Here is a 13432-nt window from a genome sequence, read left to right on the forward strand (position 1 = left end):
TTTTAAGCTAAAATAGTTAAATCCAATGCCTGTCTACTGACAGCAACACCATTTAAATCAGCGTAGATCATCATTCCAGGAAAAATACTGACACCCGCAATCTCAATTTTTACATTGACTTCACCTACGTCTTTTTTATCCGTTTTAATTGGATTAGTGCCTAAAGCTTGCACGCCAATTTGCATGGTGTTGATGGTTCCAGCGTCACGAATACAACCATTAATAATGATACCTTCCCAGCCATTCTTACATGCATTTAGAGCGATCATGTCACCAAGTAGCGCACGTCTGGTTGAACCACCACCGTCAACAACCAATACTTTTCCTTGCCCATTTTTAGCTAATTCAGATTTTACCTTGGAATTGTCTTCAAAGCATTTTACGGTCACCACTTCACCATAAAATATAGGCTTGGCACCAAAGGATTGCCATGGATTAGACAATAATATTAATTGTTCAGGGTAATGATCGAATAAGTCCGGTAATAGATCTAACATAAGTCCTCCTTGAAAATCTGAATCTTAGATTACTAATTATTAGGCAATTCAACAAGTTTTGTTAACGATACATTATTATACTCAAAAAAGTACTGTTAACTTAGTCTATGAACCTATCCACAAACTAAGTTAAAGAGTGACTTATTCGATAAAAATGCATATAATTTCCAAAAATAACGTAAAAAATCATACTTATGAGTGAAGATTTAAATTTACAACAAATGATGGATGCGTTTGATGAGTTAGACTTCGAACAACGCACCACAACAAACCTTGGAAATGCGCGTAATAAACAGCAAATGACGGCGTATATTGATTCGTTGGACTTTAGTTTGCGCCGCTTATTAATCTTGCAAGATACGGTAAATTCTATTGTTGAACAAAAACAAATAGGCTTACTTAAACAAGAGCATATTCAAACTTATAAAACTAAAATCATTAATCTTTCACGCAAATACAATATCTCGTATCAAGATGTCATCAATATTATGGTGCAATTATCACGTTAATATTGATGAACTAACTGTGTCAATTTCGTTATAGAATATCACCATATCAATCGGGCTAATTGAATCAATCAGCCCGATGAGCAAGCTGTTATTTTACCTTAAATTGATCCACAAGCTCATGCAACTCAATCGCACCTTGTTCAATATCCATACTGCCATTATTAATGAGCTCATTTTGAGTTCTATTTTCTAATGACATGTCATTAATACGGGTAATATTCATATTGAGCTCTGCTATAACCGTACTTTGCTCTTCTGTCGCAGCAGCGATTTGAACATTCATTTGCGATATTTGCTCAATTGAAGACTTAATATTATCAAGCGCACCAACAACTTGCTGAGCTTCATTGACCGTTTCGGATGATTTTATTTTGGCTCTGGCAACAGAGGCATTAACACTGTTAATGGCACTTCTGATTGCGTCGACGATAAGATTAATTTCACTTGTTGAAGCTTGGGTTCGGCTAGCAAGAGTACGAACTTCATCTGCAACAACCGCAAAACCCCGACCCGCCTCGCCGGCTCTAGCCGCTTCGATAGCGGCATTCAAAGCGAGTAAATTAGTTTGATCGGCAATGCCCACAATCACATCAAGAATTTGCCCAATTTGACCGGAACTCACTTGTAAGCCTTTTGCAACATCTTCTGTTGTCGCCAACTCATTGGATAGTTCTGAAATTTTTTGCATCGCGTTATCAACCACGGTAGCAGATTTATCTGCTTCAGTGTCAGCATGATGGGTGCTGTCTGCGGCTAATTGTGCATTAGAAGCCACTTCAGATGCGGTCATTGACATTTGATTAATGGCGGTCGCAACATTTGCCGTTTCGGCTTGTACATTGGTCGAAATTTGATTGGCTTGTTGTGCAATGATTGACATGTTTTTGGCTAAACGGCTTGATTCATCAACCGACTGACTCACCGATACAATAACGTTCTGGATTTTATTAATAAATACGTTGAAATGATGCGCAATATGTTTGAGTTCATCATTTCCCTCTTCAGATAAACGTAAGGTCAAATCCCCTTCACCTTTAGCAATATTTTTAAACGCGTTGATGGTTTCCATCATAGGTACAGAGATACTTCGAATAATAAAAAACAGTAGCAAAATGACTGGTAACCAAACTAACGTGAGTAATATTAAGTATTGGGTAATAAAATGGTTTTTGTCGGCTTGAATATCATCAACATAAATACCTGTACCGATGATCCAGCCCCAAGGTCTAAAACGCTTGACCACGGACATTTTCGGGCTAGCTTGCTCTTGCTGTGGTTTGTTCCACATGTAATCCACCCGGGCAAAATCCTGTTGCTCTGTCCGTTGGATCATCTGTGCGAACAGTTTTACACCGTTTGGGTCTTTCATTGATAACACGTTGGTATCGACAAGTTTCTTGGCAAAAGGATGTTGGATCATTACCCCTTGAGTATCAATGCTGAAATAATATTCATTGCCCGAATATCTCAACTTATCGATTGCCGCCAAGGCCATGACTTTAGCTTCATCTTCAGTGATGATCCCAGACTGCGCATCTTGATAATATTTGTCTGCTATGGTGGTAGCGACGTCAACCAAAGCATTCAGTTTGGCTTCTTTTTCGTTAATTAACACGTTTTCAACTCGGGTTAATGAAAACCAAAAAACCACAATCGTGGCAATAATAGCTAATGCCAACATCCCCAGTAAACGGTTAGCAATGGTCGTTTTGCGAAAAAACATATTGGTTGGGTTCATATAGGCACCATTTGATTATTATTATTATTAGGCTGGTTTGATATTAGAATTGGAATTTATGTTGGTTCAGGCTAGGCAACAATAGTAGAAGCCTAAAGTGTACTCAGTCGGTTAATTGTTGTTTACAAGGCAATTATCAATATTTATATAAAAATAAATATAATAATCAGTTATTTAATTTTTTATCATCTAAGGGTTACCGTATTCTCCTTGCCCGTTTTCGGGCATGATACCGTGCCGCAGTGGCGGGTTCAATTAGCCGATAGTCGACTATATCACTACTGTGTCGTGACGCTAACCCAACAGATCTAGTGACCTTAACATCAGCAATCGGCCAATCGAGTTGATAACGGTCATTCAACAAAGCATTGGCAATTTCACACCTTGTCACTCAGTCACCTTCTGCTACAGTCTTATAAATGATTCACCACCACATCGATACTATGACATTGATACTATGACATCGGCGGTCAATCAACACACAAAAAGGATCAGAAAGGAGCTTTTATGGGCTAAAAGGAAATTAACAGTTCGAGTCACATCAATGGCAAAATCCACTTCCCCATTGGTTAACTGTCGCGCTATATCTGTTATCACAAGCCGCCTTAACCTCCCCCATTCCTTTTATGTCGAACTATAACGTCTCAAAAGCCGCGGTGGTGCCGCAGTCAGAAACATTGCACTTAGAGCTTTGCGATGACAATATCAATGTATGCAGATTATGGCCTGTTTTTTTAAAACGAATCTTGGCAGTAGTTTACGTACCCAATTACCCCCATGGAAAATCATGGACAAGCGCTTTGATAAGTCACAGATTAATGCATCGCAAGTGACTGACATAACCTTTAAAGGCGAAAACAATAAGCCGTTTTGGTTACTGACACAATCACAAGGTAATGACCTAAAGGCTTAAAAGTCGATAAACAACAAACCACAACGATGTGCACCAATGTGAATGTTTGATCGAATTGCACAACGTTGACATTGAGGCCGCTGGTCTTAATCACATAGGAAAAGGCGAAGGGTACACCCTGCGCCAAATTGATGGTTGGAGCCAGCGCTATGCTCAAGCTAAAATATGGAATGCACCCTCAGGAAACGTGTTATGGCTTGGTTACAACAGCATAAACCCGCACAAACAACCATTTGTTTAACCCACAATGATTTTCGGTTTGATAACGTAGTGTTAGACCCCGATAACATAGGCAAGGTGAAAGGAATATTAGACTGGGAGCTTGCCACGCTCGGCAATCCGTTGATGGATTTAGGCAACACCCTAGCCTATTGGGTTGAAGCGGATGATGATTTTTTAGCGCAGATGACCCGCCGCCAACCGACACATCTTGACGGCATGCTAACGCGTCAACAAGTGGTTGCATATTATTGCGATAAAATGGATATCATCATTGATGATTTCCGCTTTTATGCAGTGTTTGGTTTGTTCCGTTTAGCGGGTATTGTGCAACAAATTTATTATCGCTACCTCCACAAGCAAACTCGTAATCCGGCGTTTAAACCGTTTTGGATTTTGTCTCATTATTTAATGTGGCGTTGCAAACGTGCAATGAAACAAAAAGGATAACCATGGCGAACATTTATTTAATCCGTCACGGCCAAGCCAGTTTTGGCGCCCATAATTACGACAACTTGTCGAACTTAGGACGTACCCAAGCTAGGCTCTTGGCCGAACATTTTAATCAACGCACTATTCGCCCAAATCGTGTTATTTGTGGCAACATGACCCGCCATCAACAAACTCGTGATGCGTGCTTAGCCACCTTATCACCCCCCTTTTTACACGACCCATTACAGATCAGTGCAAAGTGGAATGAGTTTAATCATGAAAACGTGATTGCAGTCTATCGCCCAGAATTAGCCAAACCAGAAGCCATGAAGCAGTATCTTCACCAGCAAGCTTCACCTACGAGAGCATTTGTTGAGTTATTTAGCCAAGCCATTTTACAATGGCAACAAGCACCTAATGCTCATGATTACAGCGAATCTTGGCAGCACTTTAGCCAGAGAGTGGCCAGTGGCTTACAACAACTCACCACTCAGACAGAACAAGATGACACGGTATTTGTGTTCACCTCTGGCGGCGTAATAAGTACTGCTATTATGCAGGTTTTATCAATACCAGAAATCCAGTTCTTTAATATCAATAAACAATTAGTTAATTGCAGCGTGACTCAATTACAGCTAAAACAACAACGATTAAGCTTAATCACTATGAATGAGCATAGTTTTTTTGGTGGTGAACAGCGACATTTACACAGTTTGATTTAATAATTAAATCACCTAGAGTTTTATTTACCCAGAGCCATAAAGATTAAAGACAATCATTAACGACAATCACTATATAAATAACTATTATAAAATAAAAAGAGCAGATGATGAAACGGACAAATATATTGATAACAGGGGCGAGTTCGGGTTTAGGGCGCGGCATGGCAATTGAATTTGCCAAGCAAGACTATAATTTAGCCTTGTGCGCCAGACGAATGGACCGCCTTGAACAATTAAAACAAGAACTATTGGCCATTAACCCTAATATCAAGGTGTTAATTAAGTCCCTTGATGTGAACAACCACCCACAAGTCTTTGAGGTGTTTAGTCAGTTTAAACAAGAGTTAGGACAACTGGACCGTGTTATCGTTAATGCAGGTATGGGCAAAGGGGCTTCAATTGGGACGGTTTTTTTTGAAGCCAACTTACAAACTGCGCAAACCAACTTTATTGCCGCTATTGCCCAATGTGAAGCCGCAATGGCTATATTCCGTGAACAAAATAATGGCCACCTAGTGACCATGTCATCCATCAGTGCAGTACGTGGTTTTAGACGTGCCATGACCGTTTACGCCGCCACCAAAGCAGCCTTAACCTCATTGTCTGAAGGTATGCGCATTGATGTTATGGATACCCCAATAAAAGTCACTTGTGTTCATCCCGGTTTCATTCGCAGTGAAATTAACCAGAAAGTGAAGACAGTCCCCTTTATTGTCGACACTGAGACGGGTTGTAAAGCCTTGGTAAAGGCCATCCAAAAAGAAAAGGCTAATGCCTATGTGCCAAGTTATCCGTGGGCAATGTTACATTGGCTGCTGCGTATTGCTCCGATCAGCATGATCCGTAAAATGAGCTGAGTTTAGCCAAAAATCGCAGCATCGTGATAACAAGCCCAGATGATGCTGCAAAGATTCAATAATTTTCCGAAATCATTAATCAGCACAATGTTAACCCAGTAAAAATGTGAATTAGGTCGCGGATGCGGATCATCATGCTATAACTAGCTTATATATTCATCTGACACTCTCAGTATAATGGCATTATTTTAGCCACTACCAAAAGGCTTATTACACAGCATTAATCCAACACTATTTAGTCAACAAGGCGTAAAAAAACCAGTAAATTGTTTTGGTAGTCTACCGATACGCAAGCTCACTGAGTAATAGATGACAGATATAACATCGAATTTAGTATTGGTCATACAAAAACACTCTGATTTAATAACCAATAAATCAGTCTGCTATCAAATGATGATCCTAAATCCGCCACAATTGATTATCAATAGAGCGAGACTAAAATTTGATGCTGAATAGAATATATTGGCGGCAGTTTATGTTATTCATAATAGGCGGGTGTAATTAACGTGCCTATTAGTATTCATCCCATAATGGATCAAGATTAATGAAGGGAGTGCAAAGGGCACTATCAGCTCAAGCAACAAGAGCTCATTTTAGATACAATTAAATCTGGCCTAAGTTGCAGAATGTTAGGGCATTACATGTTGGACAAACACATCAATGAACGTGGATTGATGCAACTATTGCAAGGCTATCAAATTAAGTGATTATGATGGCGCTGGTAATGCTATCAATCCAAATAGAAACACAACATCACTATTGAATATATTTGTTGAGACAACAAAAATGAGACTAGGCGAAGAGCCTGTTTGGGAAAGTAATGTAGAGCATGTTGCCATTGAAAATGGTAATTAGCGGTAATAAATCAAACCAATAAACTTAACTATGCTGCGACAACTTGTTTAGCTTTACGCAGTGGATGTAAACGATTATGCATCACTTTTATAGTATCAAATTGCACTAATGATTTATTTTCTGATAACTGACAGTATTGCGATAAAATCATCACGGTTGCAGCTTGTAAGCCATTTTCAACCACTAATCCTAATACTTTAGAGTAGCCACAATTAAGTTGAAATAACTTACCCACATCGCAATAAACACATTCATCACTCACGTCAAAAAACCAAGACTTTGGCATTTGCGATTGTAATAAAAAATGGGCGGCGGTGGCATTTAGTGCGGTTTGTACAATACCTGCATCAGAGATATGTAAAACCTTAGGTAAGGTTTCGAGCATGTTAATATAAAATTTTGCGTGTTCAAGGGTAAATTCCTTAGCCGTTAGTGCATCAGGAATTAATAATTTTGTTTTATATGGGGTTAAGAACTCCATCTCGGAACCTAATGAAATACTTAATTGGTTTAAGCTTTCATTGTATTCCCAATGCCAGTCCTTATTTGGCATTAATAACATGACTATTTACACCTAAATGTTAAACACATATTTATAATAGATTATATTTCACGCAATATCAAAATTTAAATAAAAAATATAACATAAATTTCATAGTGTTAGCGCGATCGAACGATCTAAAATTCGATCGCGGCATGATTTTTGATCAATAACCTAGTGTTTTAGATGCTATTTTGTACAGTAAGCCCTAGCGATCTGATCAATCAGTTTAGGTCCTTGATAAATAAAACCCGTGTATATCTGCACCATGGCTGAACCCGCGTCAAATTTGGCTAAGGCATCTGCCGCACTATTGATCCCACCCACACCAATGATCGGGATCTTATCTTGTAAATAGATCGATAATTGCTTGATCACTTGAGTTGATAAGTCAGCCAAAGGTTTACCACTCAATCCGCCTGTTTCTTGTGCATTTTTTAAACCGGTAACATTATCTCGGCTTAATGTGGTGTTGGTCGCAATGACACCATCAAACTGATGACTCAACAGTGAATCGGCAATCGCTTTAATTTCGTCTGAGGTCAAGTCAGGAGCAATCTTTAACGCCACAGGTACATATTTACCATGTTTAGCGGCTAACTCAGTTTGTTTGGCTTTAATTGAACTTAATAAGTCATCAAGTAACTCACCGTATTGCATTGAACGTAAACCTGGGGTGTTAGGAGAAGAAATATTAACGGCAATATAACTGGCATATTGATAAACCTTTTCCATGCAGATCAGGTAGTCATCTTTACCCTGTTCTACTGGTGTATCTTTGTTTTTACCTATATTCACACCAACCATAATGTCAGATTTCTTAGCCATCATATTACGAACCAGATTGTCGACACCTTTATTATTAAAGCCCATACGATTAATAATCCCTTTGGCAGGTTTTAATCGAAACAAACGTGGTTGATCATTACCCGCTTGCGGACGTGGCGTTACCGTCCCGACTTCAATATGACCAAAGCCCATAGCATGAAAAGCATCAATTGACTCGCCATCTTTATCCATACCTGCAGCTAAACCAATAGGGTTAGGAAAAGTGAGCCCCATACAGGTTACTGGAGCAGATTTAACCTGTTGACGATAAAAACAATTTAACGGATTGTTTCCGGTAATTTTCAAACTGCCAATCGCTAGATTATGAGCTAACTCAGGGTCCATCTGAAACATTACTTTTTGTGCAAGTTTGTAAAACATGTTTTCTCCTAGACCTAAAAAAAACCCCAGCAATCGCCAGGGTTTATTCACATTATAAAAACTACTTCTGACTTTCGCAATGCAAAATCAGTAAGTTCAGTTCTCGTAAGGCGACTGAGAACTTCGCAAATTCATGGGTTTGAGAAACCTTAAAATCCGCTAGCATGTGATACCATCTTTCGAGCAAAGACTTATTTTGTTCAATCCACTGATTAATCACACTATCTGCATCACAAGTATCACTACAAGTCCGTAATACTGCAGAGCTTAAAGCACGTTGCTGCCAATCAAGTTCTTCTCTGAATGCCGCACGGGCAAGTGCTTGCCAATGGTTAGCAACAGGTTGGGCACTGATTTGTTCTAAGAACCAATGTAACTCAACTTTAGCACCGAGTTTGAAGTAAGTTTCTGATACCAGTTCAACTGACTTATTCTCAATTTGAGCAATTTGTGCAATGTCTAACGCAGAGAATAATGTACTCATTTTCACCGCAACTTCTGCGACGGCTTGAGGAACATTTTCGTTGGTCAGCGCATTAATCTCGGCAGACATAACGTTCACTTCAGCCGCTATCATATATTGATCGACATTGGCTTTAAGCTGTTCAAACACGGGCTTAAAGAACGCAACGGTTTGATCAATATTATGAGCGCGATTACGATGACGGATAAACCAACGACACGCACGGCGCATATTACGACGTAACTGATGTAACATTTCACCCTGCACTACTGCAGGTATTACGCCATTCAAATCACTAATTGAAGCGGTTAACTCGTCAAGGCCAAAGATTTCTCGAGCCATAGTATAACAAATTGCCGCTTCAGCAACTGTTGCACCGGTCTCATCTTGCATACGTTGTACAAAATTAAAGCCCATGTCATTAACCAATTCATTGGCTAAAGATGTTGCAATAATTTCACCTCGTAGAGGATGCGCGGTCATTTTGTCAGCGTATTTAGCTTGTAATTTTTTAGGGAAATAAGCGACGAGCAACTTACTTAAAAAAGCATCTTCAGTGATTTCAGGGGTCACTAATTGCTCTTTAAGTACCATCTTAGCGTACGCGACTAATACCGATATTTCAGGACGAGTTAGCGCTCGGCCATTGGCTAAACGTTCAGCTAAATCGTCATCTGTTGGTAAAAATTCAAGTGCACGATCAAGTTTGCCATCTTTTTCAAGATACTGAATAAAACGAATTTGTTCTTTCAACTGCGACACACCATCGACTTGTGTCACTGAAATAGTACGGGTTTGACTTTTACAATCTTGGATCACAATCTCGCTGACTTCGTCGGTCATGTCTTGAAGTAAACGGTTACGCTGTTTAACGGTTAACTCACCTTCTGCCACTAAGGTGTTTAAGAAAATCTTAATGTTAACTTCGTTATCGGAACAATCTACACCGCCAACGTTATCCACAAAGTCAGTGTTCATGCGGCCACCATTAGCGCAATATTCAATACGGCCTAATTGAGTGCAACCTAAGTTACCGCCTTCACCAATGATTTTGGCACGAACTTCTTTACCATTAACCCGTAAAGTATCATTAGCACGGTCGCCGACTTCAGAATGCGATTCTTTGCTCGATTTAACATAGGTACCGATCCCCCCGTTCCAAATCAAATCTACTGGCATTTTCAGTAGTTCTTTCATTAGTTCACTTGGGGTCATGGCGTCTTTGTCAGTGTCTAACATTCGCTTGATTTCTGGCGTCAATTTAATTGACTTGGCAGCACGTAGGAATATCCCACCGCCTTTAGATATCAGTTTCGCGTTGTAGTCTTCCCAGCTTGAGCGAGGTAACACAAACAAACGCTGACGCTCAGCATAGCTTTCTGCAATCTTTGGCGTAGGGTCAATAAAGATGTGCATATGGTTAAATGCAGCAACCAATTGAGTTTGTTCCGATAACAACATGCCGTTACCAAATACGTCACCCGCCATATCACCAATGGCGACACAGCTAAAGGGTGTAGTTTGACAATCTACGCCTATCTCACGGAAATGACGCTTCACTGATTCCCATGCACCACGAGCAGTAATACCCATTTTCTTGTGGTCATAACCGTTACTGCCACCAGAGGCAAACGCATCACCTAACCAGAAGTCATATTCAATCGCAATCTCGTTAGCAATATCGGAGAAGGTCGCGGTGCCTTTGTCGGCTGCAACAACTAAATAAGCATCATCTTCGTCATGGCGAACAACATCGACTGGCGGAACCACTTCACCGTTTTTAATGTTGTCAGAAATATCTAACAACGCACGGATAAAGATGCGGTAACATTGTTGCCCTTCAGTGAAGAATGCCTCACGGCCTCCCTCGGTTGGCAGTTGCTTACAGACAAAGCCACCTTTTGCACCAACAGGGACAATTACGGTGTTTTTCACTTGTTGTGCTTTTACTAAACCGAGTACTTCGGTACGGAAATCTTCACGACGATCTGACCAACGCAAACCACCACGGGCCACTTTACCTCCGCGCAAATGCACACCTTCAACACGAGGTGAATACACGAAAATCTCAAACTTAGGTAACGGCTTAGGCATTTCCGGGATCAAGATTGGCGAAAACTTAAACGAAAGGTAATCTTTTGCTAGGCCATTTGCAGCCGTTTGGTAGAAGTTAGTACGCATTGTGGCGTTAATTAAATCTAAATAACGACGAATAATGCGGTCATCATCCAAGCTTGAAACATCATCAAGTTGTAGGTTCACTTGTTCAAGGAACTTGCTTAACGTCCGGGTTTTTAACTTAGGATTAAACTTACGGATGAACATCTTCACCAATAAGTCCGCTAGTTTAGGATAACGGCTGAAAGTTTCTTCAATGTAAGACTGACTAAATGTCGCATCAATTTGACGCATATATTTAGCATAAGCACGTAAAATAGACACTTCACGACCGCTTAAACCGGTTGACAGTACGATACGATTAAAACCGTCATCTTCCAGTTTCTTTTGCCAAACTTGCAACAATGCCGTTTGGAAACGGTCTTGGCTGTCGGCTAGGTTTTCTGTTGCCGCGCCCTGCACTGTCATTAAGAAGTCTAAAATCCAGAATGTCGCACCGTCATTGGTTTTGACTTCATACGGGCGTTCGTTAATCACCCGTAAGCCAAAGTTTTCAAGCATTGGCAATACATCGGACAAGTGAATAGGTTCGTCTTTATGGAACAGTTTTAAACGAACTTTATTGTTGTTTAACGCCGACTCTTGTGGTTGATAGAACAACATGCCTAACTTGTGATCGTCATCCAATGCTTCTAAATGTTGCATATCGACAACAGCAGAGCTAGGTAATACATCATCTTTATAGCTAGGTGGGAACGTATTTAAATAACGTTTGGTTAAGCCAGTACCGGCTTGTTCCCCAACAGTATTATTTAACGCTGTGTGCAATTTATCATCCCACGAGCGAGCAGCTTCAATAAGATTTTTTTCAATGGCAATCACATCAACATCCATATTGTTATTATCAACTTTGATAATATAGTGAGTTCGAGCCAAGGTTGACTCTGAGAAATAGGTTGTGAACTCAACATCTTCATTACTCTGGAAATGCTGTGCCAGAATGCGTTGAGTATCTTGACGTAATTTAGTGTTGTAACGATCTTTGGACACATACACTAAACACGATAAGAAACGACCATAACCGTCTTTACGCACGAACAGCTTTAATTTATCGCGGTCTTGCATTTCAAGCACGCCATAAGCAATGTCCGATAACTCATCATCTTTCGCTTGAATTAACTCATCGCGAGGTAAGTTCTCAAGGATGTTCATTAACGCTTTGTAATCATGTGAGCGTGGTGCTAGCCCTGAACGGGCCAAGATCCGCTGAACCTTTTCGCGCAGTAATGGGATCTCACGAGGACTCCGGTTATAAAGATTGGAAGCATATAAACCAATGAAGCGATCTTCACCAATGACATTGCCTTTGTTATCGAAGCGTTTAACACCGACATAGTCAACATAAGCCGGACGATGCACACGGCTTTTAGCAGAACTTTTGGTGAGAACGAGTAAGCTTTCATCTAATGCCTCTTTACGAGCAGAATCAGATAAACTTGAGAGTAATAAACCACGCTCACTGTGTGAGGTTTTTGAACGGTTCATTAGTCCTAAGCTAGATTCAATATTAGGAACAAGCTCAACATCGCCTTCAACGCGTTTTAAATCATAATAACGGTAGCCAAGCAAAGTAAAATGGTGGTTGTTCAAATAGTTCAAGAAATCAATCGACTCTTGAAGTTCAGCTTTCTCACCAGGAAACGGACGTGAAGGTAATTGCTTAATAGTCTCGGTTAATGTAGCAGACATTAATTGCCAATCATTGACCGATGCAGTGACATCAGCAAGTACTGTTTGTATTTCTTTTTCGATGGCCTTAATGTCAGCATCACTATTTTGCTTGTCAATTTCGACCAAGAATACCGCCACATTATTGCTACCATCTGTCGCGTCATTCACAAATGACACATCTGTCACCTTGTTATTACCACGCACGACCGCTAATGGCGTATGCAACATCACATGAGCTGTGATGCCCATTCGATTTAACGCCATTGAGAGCGAGTCAACCAAGAAAGGCATATCAAGTTGGATAACCTCAATAATGCTATGAGTTGACTGCCAACCATGTTTGGCTTGGCTAGGATTAAATACACGAATGTGTGTTTTGTCCTGTGCCGTTTTATTCAGTGCATTCCAAAGGCTCACTACGGCACCATACAAATCACTGTCATTACGGGCATTGAGATCGTCTTTTGACATTTGGGCATAGAGGCAGTTAGCAAATTGCTCAACTTGTTTGGCTTGAGAATGAGGGATTTTTGTGTAAATTAAATTGACTACATTTTCCAGTAGTACTGAAGGCATTGCATCTTTCAAGGCCATGGTGCAGATTCCTTAAGCGTCTATGGCAGCGCTC

At 40.2% G+C, this 13432-nt stretch carries 9 protein-coding genes and 1 pseudogene; 5 read left to right on the forward strand and 5 right to left on the reverse strand.

Going from position 1 to position 13432, the window contains the following annotated elements; translation table 11 throughout:
• Nucleotides 1-2: 2 nt before the first annotated feature.
• Nucleotides 3-497, reverse strand: coding sequence for a putative 4-hydroxy-4-methyl-2-oxoglutarate aldolase (locus tag AAEY93_RS13375; protein WP_101031054.1), 495 nt, complete (start codon nt 495-497; stop codon nt 3-5).
• 194 nt (nt 498-691) lie between these two features.
• On the opposite strand from AAEY93_RS13375, the gene AAEY93_RS13380 reads away from it, so the two are divergent.
• Nucleotides 692-1006, forward strand: coding sequence for a hypothetical protein (locus AAEY93_RS13380; protein ID WP_101031052.1), 315 nt, complete (start codon nt 692-694; stop codon nt 1004-1006).
• Nucleotides 1007-1094: 88 nt separating this feature from the next.
• Here AAEY93_RS13380 and AAEY93_RS13385 read toward each other — a convergent pair whose 3' ends face one another.
• A complete protein-coding gene (locus AAEY93_RS13385; RefSeq protein WP_351077538.1) occupies nt 1095-2744 on the reverse strand; it encodes a methyl-accepting chemotaxis protein in 1650 nt (549 codons plus the stop codon).
• A 721-nt stretch (nt 2745-3465) separates the two neighbouring features.
• On the opposite strand from AAEY93_RS13385, the gene AAEY93_RS13390 reads away from it, so the two are divergent.
• From AAEY93_RS13390 to AAEY93_RS13405, 4 genes and pseudogenes are all read left to right on the forward strand, one after another.
• Entirely contained in the window at nt 3466-3657 is a 192-nt protein-coding gene (locus tag AAEY93_RS13390) for an SDR family oxidoreductase (protein ID WP_351077541.1), read from the forward strand.
• Nucleotides 3645-4326 (forward strand): annotated as a pseudogene (locus tag AAEY93_RS13395) (phosphotransferase family protein); the annotation flags it as partial. The gene AAEY93_RS13390 and the pseudogene AAEY93_RS13395, both read left to right, overlap by 13 nt.
• A 2-nt stretch (nt 4327-4328) precedes the next feature.
• Nucleotides 4329-5030 (forward strand): histidine phosphatase family protein, encoded by a 702-nt coding sequence (locus AAEY93_RS13400; protein WP_101031048.1) that lies wholly within the window; start codon nt 4329-4331, stop codon nt 5028-5030.
• 107 nt (nt 5031-5137) lie between these two features.
• Entirely contained in the window at nt 5138-5887 is a 750-nt protein-coding gene (locus tag AAEY93_RS13405; protein WP_351077563.1) for an SDR family oxidoreductase, read from the forward strand.
• 883 nt (nt 5888-6770) lie between these two features.
• Here AAEY93_RS13405 and AAEY93_RS13410 read toward each other — a convergent pair.
• The 3 genes from AAEY93_RS13410 to AAEY93_RS13420 form a co-directional block, all read right to left on the reverse strand.
• A complete protein-coding gene (locus tag AAEY93_RS13410) occupies nt 6771-7304 on the reverse strand; it encodes a cell division protein ZapC (protein ID WP_101031044.1) in 534 nt (177 codons plus the stop codon).
• Between the two features lie 168 nt (nt 7305-7472).
• Nucleotides 7473-8492, reverse strand: a complete 1020-nt coding sequence (gene pyrD / locus AAEY93_RS13415) for a quinone-dependent dihydroorotate dehydrogenase (RefSeq protein ID WP_101031042.1) — start codon at nt 8490-8492, stop codon at nt 7473-7475.
• Between the two features lie 61 nt (nt 8493-8553).
• Complete coding sequence (locus AAEY93_RS13420; RefSeq protein ID WP_124013027.1) at nt 8554-13398, reverse strand: NAD-glutamate dehydrogenase; 4845 nt, start codon at nt 13396-13398, stop codon at nt 8554-8556.
• Between the last annotated feature and the right edge of the window lie 34 nt (nt 13399-13432).

The sequence above is a fragment of the Shewanella sp. CAL98-MNA-CIBAN-0140 genome, from assembly GCF_040309905.1.
In the GTDB taxonomy this organism is placed as follows: Bacteria; Pseudomonadota; Gammaproteobacteria; order Enterobacterales; family Shewanellaceae; genus Shewanella; species Shewanella psychromarinicola.

Coding starts and splice junctions, on each gene's coding strand:
- AAEY93_RS13420 (WP_124013027.1), bottom strand. CDS start 13,398: ATGGCCTTGAAAGATGCAATGCCTTCAGTACTACTGGAAAATGTAGTC.
- AAEY93_RS13390 (WP_351077541.1), top strand. CDS start 3,466: ATGGCCTGTTTTTTTAAAACGAATCTTGGCAGTAGTTTACGTACCCAA.
- AAEY93_RS13380 (WP_101031052.1), top strand. CDS start 692: ATGAGTGAAGATTTAAATTTACAACAAATGATGGATGCGTTTGATGAG.
- AAEY93_RS13375 (WP_101031054.1), bottom strand. CDS start 497: ATGTTAGATCTATTACCGGACTTATTCGATCATTACCCTGAACAATTA.
- AAEY93_RS13405 (WP_351077563.1), top strand. CDS start 5,138: ATGAAACGGACAAATATATTGATAACAGGGGCGAGTTCGGGTTTAGGG.
- pyrD (WP_101031042.1), bottom strand. CDS start 8,492: ATGTTTTACAAACTTGCACAAAAAGTAATGTTTCAGATGGACCCTGAG.
- AAEY93_RS13385 (WP_351077538.1), bottom strand. CDS start 2,744: ATGAACCCAACCAATATGTTTTTTCGCAAAACGACCATTGCTAACCGT.
- AAEY93_RS13410 (WP_101031044.1), bottom strand. CDS start 7,304: ATGTTATTAATGCCAAATAAGGACTGGCATTGGGAATACAATGAAAGC.
- AAEY93_RS13400 (WP_101031048.1), top strand. CDS start 4,329: ATGGCGAACATTTATTTAATCCGTCACGGCCAAGCCAGTTTTGGCGCC.